The sequence below is a fragment of the Paludibacillus litoralis genome (genome assembly GCF_037646705.1).
Classification (GTDB): Bacteria; Pseudomonadota; Alphaproteobacteria; order Rhodobacterales; family Rhodobacteraceae; genus Pikeienuella; species Pikeienuella litoralis.
Window position 1 is genome coordinate 121,781 of record NZ_JBBHER010000009.1, and the last position, 23,227, is coordinate 145,007.

25 protein-coding genes are annotated in these 23,227 nt (G+C 67.6%); 8 read left to right on the forward strand and 17 right to left on the reverse strand.

Going from position 1 to position 23,227, the window contains the following annotated elements; translation table 11 throughout:
* Positions 1-6: 6 nt before the first annotated feature.
* The 6 genes from WG921_RS15925 to WG921_RS15950 all read right to left on the reverse strand — a co-directional run bounded on the left by WG921_RS15925 (position 7) and on the right by WG921_RS15950 (position 7,177).
* A complete protein-coding gene (locus tag WG921_RS15925) occupies positions 7-1,572 on the reverse strand; it encodes an ABC transporter substrate-binding protein (RefSeq protein ID WP_340110247.1) in 1,566 nt (521 codons plus the stop codon).
* 349 nt (positions 1,573-1,921) lie between these two features.
* Positions 1,922-2,818: a sulfotransferase gene (locus WG921_RS15930; RefSeq protein WP_340110248.1), complete on the reverse strand. Its 897-nt coding sequence runs from the start codon at positions 2,816-2,818 to the stop codon at positions 1,922-1,924.
* 6 nt (positions 2,819-2,824) lie between these two features.
* Positions 2,825-3,427 (reverse strand): riboflavin synthase, encoded by a 603-nt coding sequence (locus WG921_RS15935; RefSeq protein ID WP_340110249.1) that lies wholly within the window; start codon positions 3,425-3,427, stop codon positions 2,825-2,827.
* 80 nt (positions 3,428-3,507) lie between these two features.
* Entirely contained in the window at positions 3,508-5,406 is a 1,899-nt protein-coding gene (cobT, locus tag WG921_RS15940; RefSeq protein WP_340110250.1) for a cobaltochelatase subunit CobT, read from the reverse strand.
* A gap of 2 nt (positions 5,407-5,408) precedes the next feature.
* Positions 5,409-6,383 carry a cobaltochelatase subunit CobS gene (gene cobS, locus WG921_RS15945; RefSeq protein WP_340110251.1) on the reverse strand — a complete coding sequence of 325 codons (975 nt, stop codon included), beginning with the start codon at positions 6,381-6,383 and terminating at the stop codon, positions 5,409-5,411.
* A gap of 128 nt (positions 6,384-6,511) precedes the next feature.
* Positions 6,512-7,177, reverse strand: a complete 666-nt coding sequence (locus tag WG921_RS15950; RefSeq protein WP_340110252.1) for a J domain-containing protein — start codon at positions 7,175-7,177, stop codon at positions 6,512-6,514.
* Positions 7,178-7,278: 101 nt separating this feature from the next.
* Between WG921_RS15950 and WG921_RS15955 the strand changes: the two genes are divergently transcribed.
* Positions 7,279-7,536 carry a BolA family protein gene (locus WG921_RS15955; protein WP_340110253.1) on the forward strand — a complete coding sequence of 86 codons (258 nt, stop codon included), beginning with the start codon at positions 7,279-7,281 and terminating at the stop codon, positions 7,534-7,536.
* Between the two features lie 198 nt (positions 7,537-7,734).
* Here WG921_RS15955 and aspS read toward each other — a convergent pair whose 3' ends face one another.
* The 3 genes from aspS to WG921_RS15970 all read right to left on the reverse strand — a co-directional run bounded on the left by aspS (position 7,735) and on the right by WG921_RS15970 (position 10,931).
* Positions 7,735-9,513 (reverse strand): aspartate--tRNA ligase, encoded by a 1,779-nt coding sequence (aspS, locus tag WG921_RS15960; RefSeq protein WP_340110254.1) that lies wholly within the window; start codon positions 9,511-9,513, stop codon positions 7,735-7,737.
* Positions 9,514-9,579: 66 nt separating this feature from the next.
* Positions 9,580-10,248 (reverse strand): CPBP family intramembrane glutamic endopeptidase, encoded by a 669-nt coding sequence (locus tag WG921_RS15965; protein ID WP_340110255.1) that lies wholly within the window; start codon positions 10,246-10,248, stop codon positions 9,580-9,582.
* Positions 10,249-10,295: 47 nt separating this feature from the next.
* Positions 10,296-10,931, reverse strand: a complete 636-nt coding sequence (locus tag WG921_RS15970; RefSeq protein WP_340110256.1) for an OmpA family protein — start codon at positions 10,929-10,931, stop codon at positions 10,296-10,298.
* Positions 10,932-11,188: 257 nt separating this feature from the next.
* Here WG921_RS15970 and rnd point away from each other — a divergent pair, with 257 nt between their 5' ends.
* Positions 11,189-12,361 carry a ribonuclease D gene (gene rnd / locus WG921_RS15975; protein ID WP_340110257.1) on the forward strand — a complete coding sequence of 391 codons (1,173 nt, stop codon included), beginning with the start codon at positions 11,189-11,191 and terminating at the stop codon, positions 12,359-12,361.
* Between the two features lie 6 nt (positions 12,362-12,367).
* Here rnd and WG921_RS15980 read toward each other — a convergent pair whose 3' ends face one another.
* Positions 12,368-12,820, reverse strand: a complete 453-nt coding sequence (locus WG921_RS15980; RefSeq protein WP_340110258.1) for a hypothetical protein — start codon at positions 12,818-12,820, stop codon at positions 12,368-12,370.
* Positions 12,821-12,944: 124 nt separating this feature from the next.
* Here WG921_RS15980 and WG921_RS15985 point away from each other — a divergent pair, with 124 nt between their 5' ends.
* From WG921_RS15985 to WG921_RS16005, 5 genes are all read left to right on the forward strand, one after another.
* Positions 12,945-13,370, forward strand: coding sequence for a SufE family protein (locus WG921_RS15985; RefSeq protein WP_340110259.1), 426 nt, complete (start codon positions 12,945-12,947; stop codon positions 13,368-13,370).
* Between the two features lie 229 nt (positions 13,371-13,599).
* A complete protein-coding gene (gene gdhA, locus WG921_RS15990) occupies positions 13,600-14,940 on the forward strand; it encodes an NADP-specific glutamate dehydrogenase (protein ID WP_340110260.1) in 1,341 nt (446 codons plus the stop codon).
* A gap of 123 nt (positions 14,941-15,063) precedes the next feature.
* Complete coding sequence (bmt, locus tag WG921_RS15995) at positions 15,064-16,077, forward strand: betaine--homocysteine S-methyltransferase (protein WP_340110261.1); 1,014 nt, start codon at positions 15,064-15,066, stop codon at positions 16,075-16,077.
* 101 nt (positions 16,078-16,178) lie between these two features.
* Positions 16,179-16,880: a corrinoid protein gene (locus WG921_RS16000; protein ID WP_340110262.1), complete on the forward strand. Its 702-nt coding sequence runs from the start codon at positions 16,179-16,181 to the stop codon at positions 16,878-16,880.
* Positions 16,880-17,563, forward strand: a complete 684-nt coding sequence (locus WG921_RS16005; protein WP_340110263.1) for a DUF1638 domain-containing protein — start codon at positions 16,880-16,882, stop codon at positions 17,561-17,563. Before WG921_RS16000 ends, WG921_RS16005 begins: the two co-directional genes overlap by 1 nt.
* Here the strand turns inward: WG921_RS16005 and WG921_RS16010 are convergent.
* The 7 genes from WG921_RS16010 to WG921_RS16040 all read right to left on the reverse strand — a co-directional run bounded on the left by WG921_RS16010 (position 17,545) and on the right by WG921_RS16040 (position 22,672).
* Complete coding sequence (locus tag WG921_RS16010; protein WP_340110264.1) at positions 17,545-18,165, reverse strand: MarC family protein; 621 nt, start codon at positions 18,163-18,165, stop codon at positions 17,545-17,547. The genes WG921_RS16005 and WG921_RS16010 overlap by 19 nt on opposite strands.
* Positions 18,162-20,027 (reverse strand): ABC-F family ATP-binding cassette domain-containing protein, encoded by a 1,866-nt coding sequence (locus tag WG921_RS16015; protein WP_340110265.1) that lies wholly within the window; start codon positions 20,025-20,027, stop codon positions 18,162-18,164. The genes WG921_RS16010 and WG921_RS16015 overlap by 4 nt, the downstream gene beginning before the upstream one ends.
* Positions 20,028-20,092: 65 nt before the next feature.
* Entirely contained in the window at positions 20,093-20,668 is a 576-nt protein-coding gene (locus WG921_RS16020) for a 2-hydroxychromene-2-carboxylate isomerase (protein WP_340110266.1), read from the reverse strand.
* Between the two features lies 1 nt (position 20,669).
* Positions 20,670-21,395 carry an SDR family NAD(P)-dependent oxidoreductase gene (locus WG921_RS16025; RefSeq protein ID WP_340110267.1) on the reverse strand — a complete coding sequence of 242 codons (726 nt, stop codon included), beginning with the start codon at positions 21,393-21,395 and terminating at the stop codon, positions 20,670-20,672.
* A 2-nt stretch (positions 21,396-21,397) separates the two neighbouring features.
* The gene (locus WG921_RS16030) at positions 21,398-21,688 is read right to left on the reverse strand and encodes a DUF1330 domain-containing protein (RefSeq protein WP_340110268.1); all 291 of its coding nucleotides are present in this window, start codon (positions 21,686-21,688) and stop codon (positions 21,398-21,400) included.
* A gap of 76 nt (positions 21,689-21,764) precedes the next feature.
* A complete protein-coding gene (locus tag WG921_RS16035; RefSeq protein WP_340110269.1) occupies positions 21,765-22,178 on the reverse strand; it encodes a VOC family protein in 414 nt (137 codons plus the stop codon).
* Positions 22,175-22,672: a DinB family protein gene (locus WG921_RS16040; protein WP_340110270.1), complete on the reverse strand. Its 498-nt coding sequence runs from the start codon at positions 22,670-22,672 to the stop codon at positions 22,175-22,177. Before WG921_RS16040 ends, WG921_RS16035 begins: the two co-directional genes overlap by 4 nt.
* A gap of 90 nt (positions 22,673-22,762) precedes the next feature.
* On the opposite strand from WG921_RS16040, the gene ndk reads away from it, so the two are divergent.
* A complete protein-coding gene (gene ndk / locus WG921_RS16045) occupies positions 22,763-23,185 on the forward strand; it encodes a nucleoside-diphosphate kinase (protein WP_340110271.1) in 423 nt (140 codons plus the stop codon).
* Positions 23,186-23,227 lie beyond the last annotated feature (42 nt).

A 23,227-nucleotide genomic window follows, 5' to 3' on the forward strand; every position in this document is an offset into this window, starting at 1 on the left:
GTCGCTTTACTCCTTCTCGATCCAGACATCGCGGAACCCGTCATTGACGCCGAAGGCGGTGTTGACCGGGTTCTTGATGTTGCACCGATAAATCGTGGGGAAGCCCAGCTCGAGCAGCCAGATCGTCGGCACGTCGGCGACGATCTTTTGCTGGATCGTCTTGTAAAGCTCCGCGCGCTTGGCGGGGTCCGCCGTCACCGCGGCCTCTTCGAACAGCTTGTCGGTTTCCGGGTTCTGGTAGTTCGAGGCGTTGTTCCACGGCGAGCCGGGCGCGGCGTTGTCGCCCATATAGGTCCGCGCCACTCCGAGGGCCGGATCGCCATACTGGTAGAGATAGGTGAACGCGAGATCGAAATCGCGGTCGCTGACCCGCTGGTTCCAGCCGGCGACGTCGGTCGGGACCAGTTCGATGTTCATGCCGATCTCGATCAGGTTCTGCTTGACCGCCTCGGCCCAGCGTTGCCACGTCTCGCCATAGGGCAGGCCCAGGATCTTGATCGTCTCGCCGTCATAGCTCGACTCCTTCAACAGCTTCCTGGCGAGGTCCGGGTTGTAGGAGATGTCCGGCGTGTCGTCGGTGTAGAACCGGGTGGACGAGGAGAGCGGGCCGGTCGCGACCTTGCCGAGGCCGTTCCAGAGCGCGTCCCGTGCGAACTGCCGGTCGAGCGCATGCATGATCGCCTGGCGCACCTTCAGGTCGCCGAGCGGCTTGTGATCGTGATTCACCCACATCCACGAGAGCGGGCCGAAATACTCCCAGCCCTTGTCGGTGATGCATGTGTTGTCCAGTTCGCGGATGCGCGGCACGTCGAAATTCTCGATCGACCCGCCGGGCAGCACGTCGACCTTGCCGGTCTCGTAGGCCACGGCGCGCGAGGCGGCGTCGGGGATCACATGGTAATAGACCTCGTCGACATAGGGTTTGCCCTCAAGATAGTAGTCCTTGTTCTTGACGAAGTGGATGTAGCTGCCCTTGACCCATTCATCGAACTTGAAGGGGCCGGTGCCGATCGGCGTGTTGTTCGCCGGGTTGTTGACGAAATCCGTGCCCTCGTAGATGTGCTTGGGGATCATCGGCGCGGTCGCGGTCTCGAAGATGCCGAGGAAGGGGCCGAACGGCTGCTTGAGATGGAAGACGACGGTCAGGTCGTCCGGCGTCTCGATGCTGTCCACATGTTCGAGATAGGTCCGCATCCGCGAATGCGTCTCGCGCAGAAACTCGTCCATCGAGAACTTGACGTCGGCTGAGGTGAAGGGCTCGCCGTCATGGAACACCACGCCATCGCGCAGATGGAAGGTGTAGGTCAGGCCATCGTCGGAAATCTCCCACGATTCGGCCAGCTGCGGATGCGGCTTGAGGTCGAAGTCGTAGCGCAGAAGGCTTTCGTAGATGTCCCCGGCGACCATCTGGGTCGGGCCGTTCTGGAGAATCCCGACCATCAGTCCGGGCGGCTCAGGCTGGATCACGACGTTGAGCGTGCCCCCCGCCTGCGGTTTCGCATCCTGCGCCGCGAGCGGGCTCGCGAGCGCGATGGCCAGCGCCGCAGCGGCGAGGCTGAGCAGTTTATTCATGATTTTTCCCCGTTGGCTATAATGAGTCTTTATCCGGAGAACTTAGGCGGTGTTGACAGATTCGAGCAACAATAAGGTGTCGGCCGAAGCGATGGAGGGCGGGAAGTTCCGGAAAATCATGGCGCCTCATCGCGCAATGTATTTGAGATAGCAGTATTTTTAGCCGGCTCCCTCCGCCGGCGAAGCGCGCGTTTCGCTCGCCCGGCGCGCGAGGGCGCGGGCCGGAACGGGGGGCGTCCGGGATGCGCGGCGGCCGAGACCGGGGATCGCAAGGCGCGTCGGCGGGGTCGGCGGCCATCCGGTCAAACGGCGCCTGAACCGGATCGCCGCATGGCGGCTCGGTTCGGTTTCAGCCGTCCCGGCGCCATCCGGCCGGGACCGCGGCGCCGAACTCCTTCGCGACGAAGGCGTATGTCTCGCCGAGGCGGGCGCGCGCCGCGCTTGCGGAGCGCGCGGGCAGGGTGGCGGCGGGGGAGGGGTTGACCCGCCGCGCCGGGGCCGCGGGCGGGGGCGCGAGGTCGAGCCGGCCGGCGAGCGCGGCGAGCGCGGCCTCGTTTCCCGCCAGATCCTCGTAGAACGCCACGGTCACATCCTCTTTCGGGAACGTCGCCCAGAGCGCGCCAAGCGTCGTCTCGTAGCGGCTTCTCGCCATGGCGAGCGGGTCCTTCAGCGCCTTCTCGAAGGTGCGGACCGGATCCGCCCGCCGCGCCTTCGCCAGCGCCCGAGCGTAGGAGAAGAGCCGGTCCACCGGGTCGCGCATGATGAAGACCGGCCGGACCCGGACGCCCGCCGCGGCGAAATAGGCGGTGACGACGCCGAGGTCGGCGCCGTCCAGCAGGGCGTATTCCGGCGAGATGTCGAGCATGGCCTTCCGGCCGCGGATCTTCGCCGCGAAATGATCGAGATAGGCTTCCGGCCGCTTCAGCGCGGCGAGGCGGGCGGCGTGGGCCTCGGCGCGCCGCCCGTCGGGCCGGCGAAGGCGCGCGGTCTGCTCCTGCGCCCGCATGATCCGTGCGACATCGGGCGTCAGATCGGGGCGGAGCCAGCAGTCGAAGAAGTGCCATTCCTTTATCGGCGCGGCGCAGATCTCCGGCGAGCGGGCGAGGCGGTTGAACAGCCAGCTGGACCCAGCCTTCTGCGCGCCGAAGCCGAGGATCATCGTCCGCCCGGCGAGCGCCTGGCGGGTCTCGGGCGAAAAGTAGAGCCCGAATAAAGGGTTGGAGGGGCGGCGTGTGCGGGAGAACACGGGTCTTCAGCCCGCCTCCGCCAACCGCGCGACGTATCGGGCGAGAACGTCGATCTCCAGATTCACCCGCCGCCCGACGCGAAGCCCGCCGAAATTCGTGGCGGCGCGGGTGTGCGGGATGAGGTTCACGCCGAAAGACGCGCCCTCGACCTCGTTCACCGTCAATGAGACGCCGTCCATCGCGATGGAGCCTTTCGCGGCGATGAACCGGGCGAGGCCCTGCGGCGCCGCGACCGTGACGCGGAGGCTTTCGCCGTCATCGTGGAGCGCGGCGATCTCGCCGACGCCGTCGACATGGCCGGTGACGATATGGCCGCCGAGCTCATCCCCGACCTTCAGCGCGCGCTCCAGATTGATCCTGTCGCCCGCGGCCCGATCGGCGAGCGTGGTCTTCGAGATCGTCTCGGCAGAGACATCGGCCGTGAACCAGGCGCCGCGCTCCGCGCCGCCGCGCTCGGTCACGGTCAGGCATACCCCGTCGCAGGCGATCGAGGCGCCGATCTCGATCGTTTCGGGCGCGTAATCGCTGGCGATTCGCAGACGAAGATCGTTTCCACGCCGCTCCGCCGCCACGACGTCGCCGACTGAAGTGATAATCCCGGTGAACATTGCCGCATTCCTCCGCGGATTGACGATTTGAGTGGTCCCGCGCGGGGCTCAGAACCTGCTCGACAAGGCCTTCACGCCGATCATCCGCGCCGCGGCGCGGCGCGGCGGCCGCCTTCGCCGTCGCGGTCGCGGCGGGTGCGATTGCGCGGGTTCTCCTCGAACAACTCGGCGAGTTGCTCGGTCATCGCGCCGGCCAGCTGTTCGACATCGGTGATCGTCACCGCGCGCTGATAATAGCGCGTCACGTCATGACCGATGCCGATCGCGAGCAACTCCACCGCCTTGCGCCGCTCGATCATCGCGATCACGTCGCGAAGGTGGCGCTCGAGATAGTTGGAGGGGTTCACGCTGAGCGTCGAATCGTCCACCGGCGCGCCATCCGAGATCACCATCATGATCCGCCGCTGCTCCGGCCGCGCGAGAAGCCGGCGATGCGCCCATTCCAGCGCCTCGCCGTCGATATTCTCCTTCAGCAGCCCTTCGCGCATCATCAGCCCGAGATTGTTGCGCGCGCGCCGCCATGGCGCGTCGGCGGACTTGAAGATGATATGGCGGAGATCGTTCAGCCGGCCCGGCGAGGCGGGGCGCCCGGCCTTCAGCCAATCCTCGCGCGCCTGACCGCCCTTCCAGGCGCGGGTGGTGAAGCCGAGGATCTCCACCTTCACCTGGCAGCGCTCCAGCGTCCGCGCCAGCACATCGGCGGAAATCGCGGCGATGGAGATCGGCCGGCCCCGCATCGAGCCGGAATTGTCGATCAGCAGCGTGACGACCGTGTCCTTGAACTCGGTCTCCGTCTCCTCCTTGAAGCTGAGCGGCGTCGTCGGGTTGGTCACGACCCGCGCGAGGCGCCCGGCGTCGAGCACGCCTTCCTCCAGGTCGAACACCCAGGAGCGGTTCTGCTGCGCCTGCAACCGGCGCTGAAGCTTGTTCGCGAGGCGGCTGACGGCGCCTTTCAGCGGCTCCAGCTGCTTGTCGAGATAGGAGCGGAGGCGCTCCAGCTCGGGCTGGTCGCAGAGCTCTTCGGCGGTGATCTCTTCGTCATGGGCGCGCGTGTAGATCTTGTAATCGCGGCTCGCCTCGCTGTCGGGGGCTTGCGGCGGGGTGTCGGGCGGCGCGCCCTCGTCCTCGGCCGGCGCGTCGCTCTCCTCGCCATCGGCGTCGTCAAGCTGCGCTTCGACTTCGGCGCGCTGGGTCTCGGCGCTCTCGCTGTCCTCGGGCGCGACGTCGTCGGAGGCCTGATCGTCGCCGCCCTCTTCGTCGCCGCCTTCGGAGTCCTCCTCCTGGGGCGCGTCCTCGCCCTCTTCGGATTCTTCGGCGGGGCCGTCCGGATCTTCGCCGAGCTGATCGCCGTAGCCGAGATCCTCGATCACCTTCCAGGCGCGGCGCGCGAACGCGGTCTGATCGTCGAGCGCGTCGGCCAGCTCGGACATCGCCGGCCCGGCGTTCCCCTCCAGATGATCGCGCCAGAGGTCGAGCACGTTGGCGAGGCCCGGCGGCGCGGCGCGGCTGGTGGCGGCGCTGCGCAGCATCATCGCGGCGGCGTCGGCCAGCGGCGCGTCGGCCATGGTCTTGATGTCGCCGAGGCCGCGATTGGCGGCGTCTTCCGCGAGCCGCGCGTCGAGATTGTCGCCGACGCCCGGCATCGCGCGCGCGCCGAGCGCCTCGCAGCGTGCGGTCTCCATCGCATCGTACAGGCCGCGCGCCATCTCCCCCTGCGGGGTGTAGCGATCATGGATGTCGGGGTTGTGAAACCGCATCCGAAGCGCCGAAGCGTCCGCCGCGCCCCGCGCCAGCATCACCTCCCGCCGGGTCATCCGCCGGGAGACCTGCGGCAGGCGCAGCATGTCGTTGGCCATCCCCGACGGGTCCAGCGAATAGGAGACCGTCAGCTCCGGCTGATTCGCCAGCGCGCGCGTCGCATCCCCGAGCGCCCTCTTGAAGGGCTCGGCGGGGTTGTCGGTCTTGCGGCTGTCCGCCATCTCTAGCCGAGCGAGACGGAGGCTGCGCTTTCGGGCAGCTCTTCGCCAAAGCAGCGCTGATAGAATTCAGCCACCGTCTGGCGCTCCAGCTCGTCGCATTTGTTGAGAAAGCTGACGCGGAACGCGAAGCCGATATCGTGGAAGATCGCGGCGTTGTCGGCCCATGCGATCACGGTCCGCGGGCTCATCACCGTCGACAGGTCGCCGTTCATGAACGCGCTGCGGGTGAGGTCCGCGACCGTCACCATGCGCGAGATCACCTTCTCGTCGGTCGTCGGGCACTTGGCGTGGACGATGGCCACTTCCTGATCGTGCGGCAGATAGTTCAGCGTGGTGACCAGCGACCAACGGTCCATCTGGCCCTGATTGATCTGCTGCGTGCCGTGGTAGAGCCCGGTCGTGTCGCCGAGGCCGACGGTGTTCGCGGTCGCGAAAATCCGGAACGAGGGGTGCGGATGGATCACCTCGTTCTGATCGAGCAGCGTCAGCTTGCCGTCCACCTCCAGCACCCGCTGGATCACGAACATCACGTCGGGGCGCCCCGCGTCATATTCGTCGAAGACGATCGCGGTGGCGTTGCGCAGCGCCCAGGGCAGGATGCCCTCCTGAAACTCGGTCACCTGCTTGCCGTCCACGAGCTTGATCGCGTCCTTGCCGATCAGGTCGATGCGGCTGATATGGCTGTCGAGGTTGACGCGCACGCAGGGCCAGTTCAGCCGCGCGGCGACCTGCTCGATATGGGTCGATTTGCCGGTGCCGTGATAGCCCTGGATCATCACCCGCCGATTGAAGGCGAACCCGGCGAGGATGGCCAGCGTCGTGTCGCGGTCGAACACGTAGTTCGGGTCGAGATCGGGCACCCGCTCGGTGCGCTGGGAAAAGCCCTTCACAGGCATTTTCGCGTCGAAACCGAAGACCTTCTGGACGTCGATCTCGGTGTTCGGCGTACTCGCCATCTTGGCCCCGCCATCCGCCATGTGGGATTCCTTCATTCCGTTTTGTCCGAGCGTGTGCGCCCGCGCATGATATCCTGATCGTCTTTAAGGGCGGCGCGGAGGCGGCGCAAGCCGCGCGGGCGGCGAGACGAGAATGTGCGACGCCGACGTCAGCGGAAGCTGCGCGAGCTCTTGATCTGCTCCCAGGCCCAGACCACGTCGCGGAGCCGATCCTCATCCTCGCGCGCGCCGCCCTTCATGTCCGGGTGCAGATCCTTGACCAGCGAGCGATATCGCTTGCGGATCTCGGCTTTCGGCGTTTCCGGCGCGCAGCCGAGAATGTCGAGCGCGCTCTGCTCGTTCTTCGGCAGCAGGCGGCTGCGGCGGCGTTTGGCCTCGGCCGCGCCGCCGGGGTTGATCGTCGCGTTCTCGCCCAGAACCTCCAGCGGATCCCGGAAGCCCCAGCGCGCCCATGCGCGCCCGTCCGTGTGGCCGGGGGCGCCGTCGGGGCGAATCGGTTTCTGGCCGAGCCGCCATGTCGGCCGCTCCCAGGCGAATTCCGCGCGGCGCTGGGCATCCAGCTCCGCCTCGGTCCAGCCGTCGAAATAGTTCCACGCCTTGTTGTAGTCGCGGATATGACCTTCGCAGAACCAGCGGAACTCGTTCAGCTCCTCGCGCGATTTCGGCGCCCGGAACAGCCCCGGATTGGCGCAGCCGGACCACTCGCATTTTCGCGCCTCGGAGGCGATCTCTCCGCTCCGCCCGCGGCTGCGCGCGCGGCGCCGCTTGTCGGCGGTGACGGAGATGTCGTAGTTGAGCGGCGATCGGGCGTGCATCGTATCCTCTGAGGCGCGAGTCGGCCCGGCAGTTTAGCCAACCCGGCGGCGGGGCCAACCATGATGCGCGAAAAAGCCGCGCGGGAACGGGAGAAGTTGCGATGAGCGTGGCGGCGACGATCGAGACGAAACTGAAAGAGAGCTTCGCGCCGGAGGCGCTGGAGGTGATCGACGAGAGCGAGAACCACCGCGGCCACGCCGGCTGGCGCGATGGCGGAGAGACGCATTTTCGCGTCAGGATGCGGGCGGCGGCCTTTGACGGGATGAGCCGGGTCGAGCGGAGCCGCGCGGTTCACGCGGCGCTGGCGGAGGAGTTGGCCGGGAGGGTTCACGCGTTGACGCTGGATCTTTCGGCCTGACCCGGGCGCGCGCCCGAATCGCGCAGGGCGCGCTTTGCGCGGCGCTGCTGGTCCCGCCGCTTTGCGGCTGCGTCGCGACCACCGTGGCGGGCGCCGCGGTCGATGTGACGACCACCGTCGTCGGCGGCGCGGTCGATCTGACGGTGGGCGCCGCCGATACGGTGGCGGACGCCGCCGCCGATTGAGCCCGGGAGGGGCTCAGCTCTTCGGCGCCAGCCTCAACCCGAGGTCGCGAAGCTGCTCGTTCGTCGCTTCCGACGGCGCGCCCATCATCAGATCCTCGGCGCGCTGGTTCATCGGGAACATGATGACCTCGCGGATGTTCTCCGCGTCCGCCAGCAGCATCACCATCCGGTCGATCCCCGGCGCGATGCCGCCGTGGGGCGGGGCGCCGTAGCGGAACGCGTCCAGCATGCCGCCGAAATTCGCGTCCACGAACGCCTTGTCGTGGCCGACGATCTCGAAGGCCTTGTACATGATCTCCGGCTTGTGGTTCCGGATCGCGCCGGAAGAAAGCTCCACGCCGTTGCAAACGATGTCGTACTGGTAGCCGAGCACGTCGAGCGGGTCGCCGCTCTCCAGCGCCTCCAGCCCGCCCTGCGGCATCGAGAACGGGTTGTGGGAGAAGTCGAGCGCGCCGGTCTCCGGGTCCTTCTCATACATCGGGAAATCGACGACCCAGCAGAAATCGAACCGATCCTTCGCGGTGAGGCCAAGCTCCTCGCCGATCACGTTCCGCGCCTTGCCGGCCACGTCGACGAATTTCTCGGGCTGGCCGGCGAGGAAGAAGGCCGCGTCGCCGGATTTCAGATCAAGCTGGGCGCGGATCGCCTCTGAGCGCTCCGGGCCGATGTTCTTCGCGAGCGGGCCGGCCGCCTCGACGCCGCCGTCGGCGTCCCGCCAGAAGATATAGCCCATCCCCGGCAGGCCCTCTTTCTGCGCCCAGGAGTTCATCCTGTCGCAGAACTTGCGGCTGCCGCCGGAAGGCGCCGGGATCGCGCGGATTTCGGTTCCGGGCGTCTCCAGCATGTTGGCGAAGATCTTGAAGCCGGAGCCCGCGAAATGTTCGCTCACCACCTGCATCTCGATCGGGTTGCGGAGATCGGGCTTGTCGGAGCCGTATTTCAGCATCGCCTCGCGGTAGGGGATGCGCGGGAACTCGGGGGTGACGGGCCGGCCGCCGCCGAACTCCTCGAAGACGCCGCGCATCAGCGGCTCGATCGCCTGGAAGACGTCCTCCTGCTCGACGAAGCTCATCTCCATGTCGAGCTGGTAGAACTCGCCGGGGGAGCGGTCGGCGCGGGGGTCCTCGTCGCGAAAGCAGGGCGCGATCTGGAAATAGCGGTCGAAGCCCGCGACCATGATCAGCTGCTTGAACTGCTGCGGGGCCTGCGGCAGGGCGTAGAACTTGCCGGGGTGAAGGCGGGACGGCACCAGAAAGTCGCGCGCGCCCTCGGGGCTGGACGCGGTCAGGATCGGCGTCTGGAACTCCATGAAGCCGAGATCGGTCATCCGCCGGCGGATCGAGGAGATCACCTTCGAGCGCAGAACGATGTTCTGGTGCAGCTTTTCGCGCCGCAGATCGAGGAAGCGGTATTTGAGCCGGGTCTCCTCCGGGTAGTCCAGCTCGCCGAAGACCGGCAGCGGCAGCTCTTCGGCCGCGCCGAGGACCTCGATTTCGCGGATGAAGACCTCGATCTCGCCGGTCGGCAGCTTCGGGTTCACCAGATCGGCGTCGCGCGCCTTCACGAGGCCGTCGATGCGCACGACCCATTCGGCGCGGACCTTCTCCACATCGGCGAAGGCCGGGCTGTCGCTGTCGGCGATCAGCTGCGTGACGCCGTAATGATCTCGGAGATCGATGAACAGTACGCCGCCGTGATCGCGCACCCGGTGGACCCAGCCGGAAAGCCGGACGGCGTCGCCGACATTGGCGGCGCGAAGATCGGCGCAAGTGTGGCTGCGATAGGCGTGCATGGGGTCTCTCCCGACGGGCTGGTCGGGCCGGATACACAATGCGGACCGTCCCATGTCAAGCCGCCCTCAGGGCGCGGCGCCGATCGCGCCGTGGTAGAAATAGACGCCGAGTCCGGCGGTGAAGATGATCCAGCCCGCCAGCGTGTGAAGAACCAGCGCCAGCCCGAACGCGCCCCGCCGGATATAGGCCCACCCCATGATCGCGCCGCCGAAGCCGGTCATCGCGATCGCGACCCAGTTCGCGAAGAAGAGATGGGCGAGCGCGAAGACCGCCCCGTTCATCGCGACCGCCGCCGCGCGATTGGGGAAGAGCGCGCCGTAGCGCTCAAAGAAAAGCGCGCGAAAGACGAGCTCTTGCGGCAATGCCGAGAGGATCGGGTAGAGCAGGAGGATCATGAGCCAGAGGTCGGGCCGGCTCAGGGGCAGGGCGAACAGCCGGTCGGGCCGGAGGGCCAGGGTCAGCGCCAGCGCCGCCGCCGCCGTGACCAGGGCGAAGCCGAGGATCAGGCGCCATTCGCCGAAAACGGGCCCGCGCAGCAGCGCGCGCCAGCGCCAGCCCGGCGTGACGGCGAGCAGCCCGCAGCCGATGAGCGTAAAACCGATCAGCGCCGGGAAAAGCGGAAAACGCCCGAAGGCGGCCGCCGCCGCGAGCGGCGCGCCGACGAACAGACAGATGAACTCCGCCCAGAGGCGCGCGCGGGGCGGGGCGGTGTCGATGGGGGCGGATGCGGGCATCAAACGCGTGCGGCGCGGAGGGCGCGCCCCCCCGCGCCGCGGCCTCGTCAGCCTTGAGTGATCGGCGTGATGATCAGCTCGACCCGCCGGTTCCGCGCCCGGCCGGCCTCCGTCGCGTTCGTCGCGATCGGCTGGCTCGCGCCCTGACCGTAGGCGACCACGCGGGCGGGGAGAACGCCGCGGGCGGTGAGGAATCGGGCGACATTGTCGGCGCGGCGCTGGCTCAGGGCCTGATTGTAGCTGGCGGCGCCGGTGCTGTCGGTGTGGCCGATGACGTCGATCAGGCTGCTTTCATATTTCGTGAGCGTGTCGGCCACGCGCGAAAGCGGCTCATAGAACTGCGGCTGGATATCGTCCCGGTCGAAGCCGAAGGTGACCTCCGAGGGGAGATTGACCAGAAGCTCGGCGCCGGTGTTGGTCACGGTCGCGCCGGTGCCTTCGAGGTTGCGCTCGAGATCGCGTTGCTGCTGGCCGAGATAATTGCCGAGGCCCGCGCCGGCGATCGCGCCGACGCCGGCGCCGATCAGCGCGCCCTTGCGGTTGCCGATCAGCGCGCCCGTCAGCGCGCCGACGCCGGCGCCGAGCGCCACGCCCGCGCCCACGCTCCGCGTATTGTCCGGATCGTTCGCGCAAGCGGCGATCAGTCCTGTCAGCGCCAGCGCGCATGCGGTCTTTCTAACCATGATATACTCCTTTAGCCGTCGCCGGTTCGGCGCGGCCTGTTCATCCCCCAGCATATACGAAGGCGCAACGGCGTTACGACGGAAAAGTTTCGGGCGCGGCGAAACCGCCTCGCGGGCGCCGAGCGAATCCGCGCCCGGTGGGGGAAACTCACCCGCCGGGGCGGCCCGCCTTCGGTTTTCCGTCTGGTGTCGTATACATGCGGCCAATTCGCCCCTAGATATGACGCGCGAGCCAATATGCGGATGAAAACCTGACAATGACGACAGATTACAGACTGGTCGTGGCGCAACCCGAACTTGAAGCGGTGTGCCGGGAGATGGCCGAAGCGCCTTATGTGACGATCGACACCGAGTTCATACGGGAGCGGACCTATTGGCCGCAGCTCTGCCTCGTGCAGGTCGCGCGCCCTCTCGACGCGGACGGCGCGGAGAACGCGGTTCTGATCGATCCGATGGCGGGGCTCGACCTCACGCCGCTCTTCGATCTGGCGCGCAACCCCGATGTGCTGAAGGTGTTTCACGCCGCGCGCCAGGATGTGGAGATTTTCGTTCATCTGATGGACGAGGTTCCGTCTCCGATTTTCGACACCCAGATCGCGGCGATGGTCTGCGGTTTCGGCGACCAGGCCGGATACGAGACTCTGGTGCGCAGCATCGCGGGCGTCACGCTCGACAAGACCTCGCGGTTCACCGACTGGGGCCGCAGGCCGCTCAGCGAAAAACAGCTCGCCTACGCCGCCGGCGACGTGACCCACCTTCGGGCGATCTACGAGAAGCTCTCGGCCCGGCTGGAGGAGACGGGGCGGATGAGCTGGGTCGCGTCGGAGCTGGAGGCGCTCCGCGCGAAAGAGACCTATGTCGTCGAGCCGGACGACGCCTGGCTCCGGCTGAAAACCCGCTCCACCGACCCGCGGTTTCTCGGCGTCGCCCGCGCGCTCGCCCGCTGGCGCGAGGAGACGGCGCGGAGCCGCGACCAACCGCGCGGCCGCATCCTGAAGGACGAGGCGATCCTGGAGATTTCCGCGACCCGGCCGTCTAGCCGAGAGAGGCTGCTGACCAGCCGCGCCCTGCAACGGGAGGGCCGCAAGCCCGAAGTGCTGGATGAGATTCTGGCCGCGGTCGCGCAGGGGCTCGCCGATCCGCCGAAAGCGCCGCCGGCGCCGCCGCGGAAGAAACAGAACGCAGGCGGTCAGGCGCTCGTCGAGCTGCTGCGGGTTCTCCTGAAGGCCAAGGCGGAAGAGCTTGGCGTCGCGCAGCGGCTGATCGCGTCCAGCGCCGATCTCGATGTGCTCGCGCATGAGGACGAGCCGGACATAAAAACGCTGACCGGCTGGCGGCGAGAGGCGTTCGGCGAGGACGCGCTGCGGCTCAAGCGCGGTGAAATCGCCCTGTCCGCCGGCCGGCAGGGCGTGAAGATCGTGACGGTCTGAGTCGGCTCAGAACCGCCCTTCGACCGAATCGCGCGCCGACCAGACGCGAACGCCGCGCGCGCCGCGCAGCATCTCGACCGGCAGGCTGTAATCGCCGCGCATCTGGCGCGCCGTCAGAGGCGCGTCGGCGAACGCCGCCGGATCATCCGGCGGGCGGACGAGAAAGTCGAATTCGTAGAACCCGTCGGCGGCGGGCCGGCCGCCGTAGCGGATCTTGAGCTCCGGCTGATAATACCCGGCGCCGGGCGCGATGGCGTAAGCGGTGAGCATGTAGCCGTCATAGAGGCGCCCGAGCTCCAGCGTCTCGATCCGGTCGACCGGTACTTTCGGCGGAATCTTCGCCAGCGCCTCCGCGCGCGCTTTCTCCTCGTCGAATATTGGTCCCTCGGGAAGCACTGAGCAGCCGGCGAGAAGCGCGGCTCCGACCATCGCCACTACGGATAAAACAAACCTCTTCATCCTCACTCCCTCGCGTCGCCATCCCCGGCCCGGCTGCGCAAATGGCCATAAACGGGCGCGAAAGGAAAGGGCGTCTGGACGCGGCCCGCGCGACTCTCTATTCCGGCGGTGCGAAGGAGGCGGCATGAGCGTCGAGAGCTTTGACGAAGTGGTGGAGACATTCTCATTTCTTGACGAATGGGAAGAACGCTATCGTTATGTCATCGAACTTGGCCGCGAAATGCCGCCGATGCCGGAGGAGTTGAAAACGCCCGGCACCAAGGTCGACGGGTGCACCAGCCAGGTGTGGATCTCGCCCCGGATCGAGGGCGAGGGCCCCGAGCGGCGCCTGTATTTCGTCGCGGACAGCGATGCGATGATCGTGCGCGGGCTGGTCGCGCTGCTGTGGCTGATGCTGAACGGACGCAGCCCGGCGGAGATTCTGGAGCGGGATGTGGAGAAGGAGCTGGTCGATCTCGGGCTCGACCAGCATCTCTCGGCGCAGCGCTCGAACGGGCTGCGCGCCATGGTCGCGCGGCTGAAGGATCTGGCGCGCGCCGCCGCGGTGTAGCGGGCGCGCCGATCGCGGCGGCTCGGCCCGCTCCCGGGCCATCCTTTCTCTTCGTTCATGATGGGCCAGGGCGCCGGTTTGGCGGCCCATGCGGCGGCGCGCGAAATCGGCGCGCTCCGGGCGGGGCGAGACGCGGCCGCAGGGGAGAATCGTTCGCGCCGTTCGTCAGGAAAAGGCCGACGCGCCGCCGATGAGGGCGCGGCGGCGGAAAAGAGCAGGGGGAACACGGATGACGGTCGACTTGAGCGCGTACATGGACTGGGTGGTGAGCCGCAATCCGGGTGAAGCCGGGTTTCATCAGGCGGTCCATGAAATGGCGAGGATCGCCGTTCCGTATGTCAACGACAACCCGGTGCTGGAGGAGATCAGGGCGCTCGAGCGGCTGACCGAGCCGGACCGCACGGTTTCGTTCCGCGTGACCTGGGAGACGGACGGCGGCGAGGTGCGCGTCAATCGCGGCTTTCGCGTGCAGTTCAACAACGCCATCGGCCCCTACAGGGGCGGGATACGGTTTCACCCGTCGGTCAATCAGAACGTCCTGAAACGCCTCGGGTTTGAGCAGGTGTTCAAGAATTCCCTCACCGGCCTGGCGATGGGCGGCGCCAAAGGGGGCGCGGATTTCGATCCGAAAGGATGCTCGCGGCATGAGATCATGCGCTTCTGCCAGAATTTCGCGCTCCAGCTTGGCCGGCATATCGGCGCGGATCGCGACATTCCCACCGGCGATATCGGCGTAGGGGCCCGCGAGATCGGCTATATGGCCGGCCAATACAAACGGATCACCGGCCTCTTCGACGGGGTGTCGACCGGCGCGGGGCTGGAATTCGGCGGCGCGCCGACACGCTCGGAGGCGACCGGCCACGGCGCGGTCTATTTCCTGGAACACATGATGAATCACAAGGATGACGGCATCGACGGCAAGACCGCGGTCATCTCCGGGTCCGGCGCTGTGGCGCTCCATGCGGCGGAAAAGCTCCTCCACCGGGGAGGGAGGCCGATCACATTGTCGGATTCCGGCGGGTTCATTCACGACCCGGACGGGTTCACGCAGGAGAAGATCGACTGGGTCAAGCGGCACAAGGCCCGGCGCGGCGCCCGCATCTCCGCCTATGTCGCCGAGTTTGGCGGCGCGTTTCACGCGGGACGGCGCCCCTGGGGCGTGCCGTGCGAGATCGCGCTGCCCTGCGCGACGCAGGATGAATTGAGCGGCGCCGAGGCTGACATCCTGCTGGGAAATGGCTGCGCCGCCGTCTGCGAAGGGGCGAACATGCCGTGCGACGCGGGCGCGGTCGGCGCGTTCCGCAGCGCGCGGATCCTCTACGCCCCCGGCAAGGCGGCCAATGCGGGCGGCGTCGGCATGTCGGGCCTCGGCATGAGCCAGGGCTCGGCCGGGCTCCATCGGTCGGAGGACGATCGCGGCGCGGCGCTGGAGAGGATCATGGCCGATATCCATGGCGCCTGCGTCGCGCAGGGAGCCGAGCCCGACGGCCATGTGGATTATACGCGCGGCGCCAATATCGTCGGGTTCAGGAAGGTCGCGGACGCGATGCTGGCCTTTGGCGTCGTCTGAGGCGGCGCGTGGTTGAAGGCGCTCCGGGCGCCGGGCGATCCCATGATGAGTCGCCCGTTTGAGCCGGCGCCGGAATGGCGCTATAAACGCGCACCCCGCTTCCGGGATACGGATCTCGCTAACATGACCAACGCCCTTTCGAAACTGCTCGAGAGCCGACCATGGCTGATGGCCGACGGCGCGACCGGCACCAATCTCTTCGCCATGGGGCTGGAGGCGGGCGAAGCGCCCGAGCTCTGGTGCGTCGACAAGCCGGACCGGATCCGCGCGCTGCATCAGGGCTTTGTCGACGCCGGCTCGGACATCATCCTGACGAACTCCTTTGGAGGCACCCGCGCGCGGCTCAAGCTGCATAACGCCGAGGCGCGGGCGGCCGAGTTGAACCGCGTCGCGGCGGAGCTCGCCCGGGCCTGCGCCGACAGGGCCGGCCGGCCGGTGATCGTCGCCGGGTCGATGGGGCCGACCGGCGAGCTGCTGGAGCCGGTCGGAACGCTCACCCATGCGGCCGCGGTCGAGATGTTCGAGGAGCAGGCGCGGGGATTGATCGAGGGCGGCGCGGACGTGCTCTGGGCGGAGACGATCTACTCCGAGGAGGAGATGCGCGCGGTCTCGGAAGCGGCGGCGAATGTCGGCGCGCCGTTCTGCGCCACGATGAGCTTCGACAGCGCCGGGCGGACGATGATGGGCGTGACCTCGACCGGCTACGCCGACATGGCGCGGACCCTGCCGGCGCCGCCGATCGCCTTCGGCGCCAATTGCGGCGTGGGCGCGCCGGATCTGGTCCGCACGCTTCTCGGCCTCTCGAAAGCGGCGCCGGACGCGGTGCTGATCGCGAAGGCGAACGCCGGCGTTCCCTCCTATCAGAATGGGATCATCGTCTATTCCGGCACGCCGGAGACGATGGCCGACTACGCGCTTCTGGCGCGCGACGCCGGCGCGCGGATCATCGGCGGGTGTTGCGGCACGAAGCCGGAGCATCTCGTCGCGATGCGGCGGGCGCTGGAGACGACGTCGCCAAGCGGGCGCCGCCCGAGCCTCGAAGAGGTCGAAACCCGCCTTGGCGCGTTCTCCTCCGCCGATGACGGCGCGTCAGGCGCGGCGGCGCCTGCGCGCGAGAGGCGCCGGCGCCGCGGGTGACGTCGTATTGAGACGCCGCGGAGTCGCCAATCGCCGGGCGCTGCGGCGCGCGGGCGTTTCTATTGATGAGAGGCGTCGCGGCATGATGAAGGATGGAACGAATGGCGGATGAAGAAGAGGATGTCGTCCTCGCCGATCTCGATGACGAAGAGCTCACGTTGCAGATGCATGACGACCTCTATGACGGGCTGAAGGAGGAGATCGAGGAGGGGGTCAATATTCTCCTCGAGCGGGGCTGGCAGCCCTATGACGTTCTGACCAAGGCGCTCGTCGAGGGCATGCGAATCGTGGGCATCGATTTTCGCGACGGCATCCTCTTCGTGCCGGAGGTTCTGCTCGCCGCCAATGCGATGAAGGGCGGCATGAAGATCCTGAAGCCGCTTCTCGCGGAGACCGGCGCGCCGCAGCTCGGCCGGCTGGTGATCGGCACCGTGAAGGGCGATATCCACGATATCGGCAAGAATCTCGTCGCGATGATGATGGAGGGCGCGGGGTTCGAGGTGACCGATCTCGGCATCAACAACGCCGCCGACAATTACATCGAGGCCCTGGAGCGGGAGAACGCCGACATCCTCGGCATGTCCGCGCTGCTGACCACGACGATGCCCTACATGAAGGTCGTCATCGACACGCTGGTCGAGAAGGGCATGCGCGACGACTACATCGTCATGGTCGGCGGCGCGCCGCTGAACGAGGAGTTCGGGAAGGCGATCGGCGCCGACGCCTATTGCCGCGACGCCGCGGTCGCGGTGGAGACGGCGAAGGAGCTTGTCACGCGCCGGCGCAGTCAGATCGGCGCGTAATGGGCGAGGTCGACGACGCTATGTTGGCCGAGGCCGGCATGGAGGCGGCGGGGGCGCCGGGCGCGGGGAAGGTTCTTCTCATCGCCTGCGGCGCGCTGGCGCGCGAGATCCTGGCGCTGAAGCGGATCAACGGCTGGGCGCATATGGAGCTCGTCTGCCTGCCCGCGAAGCTCCACCTGACGCCGGACCGGATTCCCGACGCGGTCCGCGGAGCGGTGCGGCGTGGGCGCGCGCAGGGCTACGCCGAGATCTTCGTGGTCTACGCCGATTGCGGCACCGGCGGCGGGCTCGACCGGATGTGCGAGGAGGAGGGCGTGGCCCGGATCGCGGGGCCGCATTGCTATTCCTTCTTCGACGGCGTCGAGGCGTTCGCGGCCCGCGGCGACGAAGAGATGCGGGTCTTCTACCTGACCGATTTTCTGGTGAAGCAGTTCGACGCCTTCGTCATCCGGCCGATGGGGCTGGATCGTCATCCCGAGCTGCGGGATATGCTCTTCGGCAATTACGAGGAGCTGGTCTATCTGGCCCAGACCGACGATCCCGCGCTCGACCGCGCCGCGGAAGCGGCGGCGAAGCGGCTCGGCCTCGCCTATCGGCGCCGGTTCACCGGCTACGGCGATCTCGCTCCGGCGCTGGCGGGACTGAAAGGCGCGCGCGCGGGCGCTCAGAGCGCGCTCACATAGGCTGAGATTCCATCCATCACGAATTGCACCGCGAGCGCGCCGAGCAGCATGCCGAAGAGGCGGGTCAGGACCTTGATCCCGGTGGCGCCGAGGATCCGCTCGATCAGGTCGGTCGCGAGGAGAAACAGGAACGTCGTCAGAAGCACCGCGAAGAGCGCGGCGTAGACGGCGAAGGTTTCGCCGAGGTCAGACTCCCGCTCGGCGGTCAGCAGGATCATCGCGGTCAACGAGCCGGGGCCCGCGATCATCGGCGTCGCCAACGGAAAGACGGAGGGATCGTCCGCGTCCGACTCGGCGTCGGCGCGTTCTTTCCGGCGTTCGCTGCGCTTTTCGAACAACATGTCGACCGCGAGCAGAAACAGCATCAGCCCGCCCGCGATTCGGAACGCGGAGACTGAAACGCCGATGCCGCGAAGCGCCGCGTCGCCGGCGAGGCCGAACAGGAGGAGAAGCGCGCCGGCGATCAGGACGCCTCGCGCGGCGATCACCGCGCGCGCCCTGAGCTTCGCGCCCTGGGTCAGCGCGGCGAAGAGCGGCGCGACGCCGATCGGGTCGATCATCACGAACAGCGTGGTGAAGGCGATGAGGAACGCCTCGGTCATTCGGCGCTTTCCAGCCTCTCCTGCGCCGCGAGCCAGAGCGCTTCGGCGCGCTCCAGGCCGGAGATGATCTCGGCCCGTTTCTTTTGCAGCTGCTCGAAGCGGTGTTTCGGTTGCGAGATGTAGAGGTCGGGGTCGGCCAGCGCCGCGTCGATCTTGGCCTTCATGGTCTCGATCTTGGCGATCCGCGCTTCCGCCGCCTTGGCCTCGGCTCGGAGCGTGGCGATGGAGGCGCGCGCGGCGGCGCGCTCGCGCTTCGCCGGCTTCGGTTTTTCAACCTTTTCGCGCTCGCGCCGGACCCCGCCGCGATCGGAAAGAAGGAAATCGCGGTAGTCGTCCATGTCGCCGTCATACGGCTTCACGCCGCCGTTCGAGACCAGCCAGAGCCGGTCCGCCGCCGCGCTGACCAGTTCGGCGTCATGGCTGATCAGGATCACCGCGCCCTCATAGGCCGCCAGCGCCTGCGCCAGCGCCTCGCGGCTTTCGATGTCGAGATGGTTCGTCGGCTCGTCGAGAATCAGAAGCTGAGGCCGGCGCACCGTCATCAGCGCGAGAAGAAGCCGGGCTTTCTGCCCGCCGGAGAGCGAGCCCACCTTGTTGGTCGCGATCTCCGCGCCGATGCCGACCGCGCCGAGCCGGCCGCGAAGCTTGGATTCCGGCTGGTCGGGCAGGAGCCGCCGGATATGCTGCACCGGCGTCTCGTCGACATGAAGCTCGTCGGTCTGATGCTGCGCGAAATACCCGATGCGGAGCTTCGCCGCGCGGGTCTCGCCCCCCGCCATCGGCCGGAGCCGCCCGGAGATCAGCTTCGCCAGCGTGGATTTGCCCTGGCCGTTGGCGCCGAGAAGCGCGATCCGGTCGTCCGGGTCGATCCGGAGCGAGATGTCGCTGAGGACCGGCGCGCCGCCATAGCCGACGCTGGCCTTCTCGAAGGCGATGATCGGCGGTGAAAGCTCTTCGCCGCAGTCGAACTTGAACGGCGCGACGCCGCCCTCCTTATCGGTCGAGATCGGCTGCATGCGCGCGAGCATCTTCAGCCGGGACTGCGCCTGTTTCGCCTTCGACGCCTTGGAGCGGAACCGGTCCACGAAGCTCTGGATATGGGCGCGCTCGCGGGCCTGTTTCGTCGCCGCCGCCTCGGTCTGCGCGGCGTCGGCGCGCCGTTTCGCGTCAAAATCGTCATAGCCGCCGGCGTAGAGCGTCAGCTTCTGATTGCTGAGATACAGGATCCGGTCGACCGAGCGGTTCAGAAGGCCGCGATCATGGCTGATGACCATCGCCGTCGCCGGATAGCGGGCGAGAAAATTCTCGAGCCAGACGGCGCCTTCAAGGTCGAGATAGTTCGTCGGCTCGTCGAGGAGCAGAAGGTCGGGGGCCGAAAAGAGCACCGCCGCCAGGGCGACGCGCATCCGCCAGCCGCCCGAAAACTCCGCCGCCGCGCGCGCCTGCGCATCGGCGTCGAAGCCGAGCCCGGACAGGATGGAGGCGGCCCGCGCCTCGGCCGAATGCGCCTCGATATCGGCGAGGCGGATCTGGATTTCGGCGATCCGGGTCGGGTCGGTCGCGGTTTCCGCCTCGGCCAGAAGGCCGGCGCGCTCCCGATCCGCGGCCAGCACGATCTCGATCAGCGCCTCGGGGCCGGCGGGCGCCTCCTGTTTCACGCCGCCGATCCGGGCCCCGCGCCGAAGCTCTATGGTTCCGCCATCGGCCGCGTATTCACCTTCGATCAGCTTGAAGAGCGTGGTCTTGCCGGTTCCGTTCCGCCCGACGAGACCGATCCGCGAGCGGTCGGGCGCACGCATGGACGCGCCGTCGAAAAGACGCCGCCCCGCGAGATTGAAAGTGAGGTCGGTGATCGTGAGCATGGCGCGGAGGGGTGGCCCAGCGGCGGCGGCGTGTCAATATCAGCGATTCGGCCGCCGCGGTCGGGTCAGCCCTTCGCGGCGTCGATCACCCATTCGAGCCGGTCATTGCCGAAATGCATCTCGTCGCCGACGAAGAAGGTCGGCGCGCCGAAGGCGCCGCGCTCGATGGCTTCATCGGTGTTGGCCTTGAGCCGGTCCTTCATCGCCTGATCGGTCATCAGGCCGAGGATCTCCTTCGCGTCGAGATCGGCGGCTTTCAGCGCGGCGCGGAGCGTCTCCGGGTCGCTGATGTCTTCTCCCCGGCCGAAAATCGCCTCATAGACGGTCTTCACATAGAGCGGGAACCGCGGATCGTCCTCCAGCGCGGCGGCGCCGCGCATCGGCGCGATGGTGTTGATCGGAAACTTCCGCGGGTAGCTCAACGGAACGCCGTACCGCGCCGCCCAGCGGGCGAGATCGTCTTTCATCCACTTTCCCTTGGCCGGGACCGACCCGGGGGCGACGTTGCCGAGCGTCTTGAACACGCCGCCGAGCAGCAGGGGCCGCATCCGGGTCTCGCCCGCCTCCTGCATTCGGGCGAGCTGGGTCCAGGCGAGATAGGCGGCGGGGCTGCCGAAATCGAAAAAGAACTCGATCTTCATATCAAAAATCCTCTCTCCAGGGGCGGAGGTCCATTTCGTGAGTCCAGGCGTCCCTCGGTTGATTGTAAAGCATGAAATATGTCTCCGCGACGCTCTCGGGATTCAGGATTCCATCTTCGGCCTTCAGCGCGTAGCGCTCGGGGAAGTTTTCTCTGGTGAAGGCGGTGTCGATCGCGGCGTCGATCACGACATGGGCGACATGGACGCCGCGCGGCCCCAACTCGCGCGCCATCGCCTGGGTCATGCCGCGGAGCGCGAATTTCGCCGAGGCGAAGGCGGCGCCGTTGGCGTAGCCCTTCACGCTGGCCGAGGCGCCGGTGACGATGATGGTCCCGCGCCCCCGCGCCGCCATCCGGATCGCGGCCTGCCGGCAGGTGAGATAGCCGGCATAGGCCGCCATCTCCCAGATCTTGCGGAATTTCCGCTCTTCGAGGTCGAGAAAGGGGAATCGGGCGTTCGCGCCGACATTGAACACGCAGATCTCGATCGGGGCGACATCGCGCTCGATCGTCTCGAAAAGATCGACGACCTGCGCCTCCACCCGCGCATCGCAGCCGAAGGGGACGGCCCGCCCGCCGGCCGCCCCGATCTCGGCGACGAGCGGGCCGAGCGCGTCGAGGGTGCGCCGCACCGGACAGGCGATGAAGCCCGCCTTCGCGAAGCGCCTCGCGACGGCGCCTCCGGTGGCGTCGCCCGCGCCGATGACGACGGCGGCCTTGTCAGGCACGCTCAGACCCCTTCGACCAGGACGAACTGCGCGTCCCCGGCGCCCTCGCGAAGCTTCTTCGCCGCCTGATAGAGGTCGGACTGGTAGCAATTCTTCGCCGCCTCATAGGAGGGAAACTCGGCGACGACGACGCGGTAGGTCTCCGGCTCGCCCTCCAGCGTCTCGTTCCGGCCGCCGCGGACGATGAACGCGCCGCCGAACGCGGCGATCGCGTCCGGGCTGACGGCCATGTATTTCTTGTATTGCTCCGGGTCGTCGATCCGGACCCGCACGATGAGATAGCCCTTGGACATAGCTTGCGCCTTTCAGTTCGCCGTGTGGCGAGTTTCATCATTCACCGGAAGCGGCTTTTCAAGGCCGCCCGCCGCGTCATGGTTCATCCCCAAACCAGAGCCTCCGCTCGGCGAATTCCACTGAATTCCCCGCCGGATCGCGAAAGTAGATCGACCGCGCCCCGTTCGGCCAGCGGAAATCCGCCTCGATGGCGACAGCCGCGGCTTTGAGCCGGGCGCGCCACGCCGCGATCTCCTCTTCCGTCGCCGAGAAACAGATATGCCCGGGCCCGCGCGCGCCATGCGGAGGAACCGGGAGCGGCCCGCCCGCCGGGAGCTCGGTCATCTTCGGGTTGAAGATCAGCAGGATAGTCCCGCCGCACCGGAAAAACACATGCCTGTCGCCGGAGCGAAGCACGCGGGGGAGGCCGAGGACCCCTCCATAGAACGCCTCGGCCGCGTCGAGATCGGCGGCGTAGAGCGCGGATTCGAGGATCGCGCCCGGCTTCACGCGGATTCTCTCTGGAAAAAGAGCAGGTCGAGCGGCGGCGCCTCGGCGCCGGCCGCGGTCAGCATCTGGGAGCATTGGCCGCGGTGATGGGTCTGGTGGTTGAAGAAATGCGCCAGCGCCGGGCTGAGCGCCTGCGTGATCGGCTCCGGCGTCGTCGTCCTCGTATAGGCGATGTCGCCCGCGAGATTGGCGTCGGAAAGCCCGCCGACATAGGTCACGATCCGCGCATCCAGCGCCTCCCGCGCGTCGCGGAGCGCATCGAAGGCGCTGAACGGGACGGCGTCGAGCCGGTCATGCGTCTCGCCCTCGCCGGTGAAGCGGCGCATCCAGATCCGGTCGGTGACGAGAAGGTGATTGAGCGTGTTGTGGAGCGAGCCGAAAAAAGCGCCCGCCGGCGCCTTCCGCGCGGCGTCTCCGAACGTGTGCGCCGCCGTGTAGAGGCGGCGATTCGCCCATGCGTTATAGGCGGCGAGCATCTCGAAATGCGCTTTCACGGTTTTCGCTCCCATGCTACGCGACGCGCCAGATCACACCGGCCGCACGCCTCCAGACGGCTGCGGCCCCGACAAGAAGGACGACTCTGCATGGCGATCCAGCGCACTTTCTCCATCATCAAGCCCGACGCGACCGCGCGCAACCTCACCGGCGCGATCAACGCGAAATTCGAGGCTGCGGGCCTGCGCATCATCGCGCAGAAACGCATTCACCTGACGAAAGCGCAGGCGGGCGAGTTCTACAAGGTGCACGAGGCGCGCCCGTTCTATGACGAGCTTTGCACCTTCATGTCCTCCGCTCCGATCGTCGCGCAGGTGCTCGAAGGCGAGGATGCGATCGCGAAAAACCGCGAGGTGATGGGCGCGACCAACCCGGCCGAAGCCGCGGAAGGCACCATCCGCAAGGAATTCGCGCTGTCGATCGGTGAGAATTCCGTCCACGGCTCGGACGCGCCGGAGACCGCGGCGGTCGAGATCGCCTATTTCTTCTCCGGGCTTGAACTGGTCGGCTGACGTTCGGACGAGCGGCGTCGGGGCCGCGCCTCCGTTCAGGCG

What these genes read in the sequence shown, in the direction of transcription:
- WG921_RS15925 (WP_340110247.1), bottom strand. Translation starts at nt 1,572, where the DNA reads ATGAATAAACTGCTCAGCCTCGCCGCTGCGGCGCTGGCCATCGCGCTC.
- WG921_RS15935 (WP_340110249.1), bottom strand. Translation starts at nt 3,427, where the DNA reads ATGTTCACCGGGATTATCACTTCAGTCGGCGACGTCGTGGCGGCGGAG.
- cobT (WP_340110250.1), bottom strand. Translation starts at nt 5,406, where the DNA reads ATGGCGGACAGCCGCAAGACCGACAACCCCGCCGAGCCCTTCAAGAGG.
- cobS (WP_340110251.1), bottom strand. Translation starts at nt 6,383, where the DNA reads ATGGCGGATGGCGGGGCCAAGATGGCGAGTACGCCGAACACCGAGATC.
- WG921_RS15950 (WP_340110252.1), bottom strand. Translation starts at nt 7,177, where the DNA reads ATGCACGCCCGATCGCCGCTCAACTACGACATCTCCGTCACCGCCGAC.
- WG921_RS15955 (WP_340110253.1), top strand. Translation starts at nt 7,279, where the DNA reads ATGAGCGTGGCGGCGACGATCGAGACGAAACTGAAAGAGAGCTTCGCG.
- aspS (WP_340110254.1), bottom strand. Translation starts at nt 9,513, where the DNA reads ATGCACGCCTATCGCAGCCACACTTGCGCCGATCTTCGCGCCGCCAAT.
- WG921_RS15965 (WP_340110255.1), bottom strand. Translation starts at nt 10,248, where the DNA reads ATGCCCGCATCCGCCCCCATCGACACCGCCCCGCCCCGCGCGCGCCTC.
- WG921_RS15970 (WP_340110256.1), bottom strand. Translation starts at nt 10,931, where the DNA reads ATGGTTAGAAAGACCGCATGCGCGCTGGCGCTGACAGGACTGATCGCC.
- rnd (WP_340110257.1), top strand. Translation starts at nt 11,189, where the DNA reads ATGACGACAGATTACAGACTGGTCGTGGCGCAACCCGAACTTGAAGCG.
- WG921_RS15980 (WP_340110258.1), bottom strand. Translation starts at nt 12,820, where the DNA reads ATGAAGAGGTTTGTTTTATCCGTAGTGGCGATGGTCGGAGCCGCGCTT.
- WG921_RS15985 (WP_340110259.1), top strand. Translation starts at nt 12,945, where the DNA reads ATGAGCGTCGAGAGCTTTGACGAAGTGGTGGAGACATTCTCATTTCTT.
- gdhA (WP_340110260.1), top strand. Translation starts at nt 13,600, where the DNA reads ATGACGGTCGACTTGAGCGCGTACATGGACTGGGTGGTGAGCCGCAAT.
- bmt (WP_340110261.1), top strand. Translation starts at nt 15,064, where the DNA reads ATGACCAACGCCCTTTCGAAACTGCTCGAGAGCCGACCATGGCTGATG.
- WG921_RS16000 (WP_340110262.1), top strand. Translation starts at nt 16,179, where the DNA reads ATGGCGGATGAAGAAGAGGATGTCGTCCTCGCCGATCTCGATGACGAA.
- WG921_RS16005 (WP_340110263.1), top strand. Translation starts at nt 16,880, where the DNA reads ATGGGCGAGGTCGACGACGCTATGTTGGCCGAGGCCGGCATGGAGGCG.
- WG921_RS16010 (WP_340110264.1), bottom strand. Translation starts at nt 18,165, where the DNA reads ATGACCGAGGCGTTCCTCATCGCCTTCACCACGCTGTTCGTGATGATC.
- WG921_RS16015 (WP_340110265.1), bottom strand. Translation starts at nt 20,027, where the DNA reads ATGCTCACGATCACCGACCTCACTTTCAATCTCGCGGGGCGGCGTCTT.
- WG921_RS16020 (WP_340110266.1), bottom strand. Translation starts at nt 20,668, where the DNA reads ATGAAGATCGAGTTCTTTTTCGATTTCGGCAGCCCCGCCGCCTATCTC.
- WG921_RS16030 (WP_340110268.1), bottom strand. Translation starts at nt 21,688, where the DNA reads ATGTCCAAGGGCTATCTCATCGTGCGGGTCCGGATCGACGACCCGGAG.
- ndk (WP_340110271.1), top strand. Translation starts at nt 22,763, where the DNA reads ATGGCGATCCAGCGCACTTTCTCCATCATCAAGCCCGACGCGACCGCG.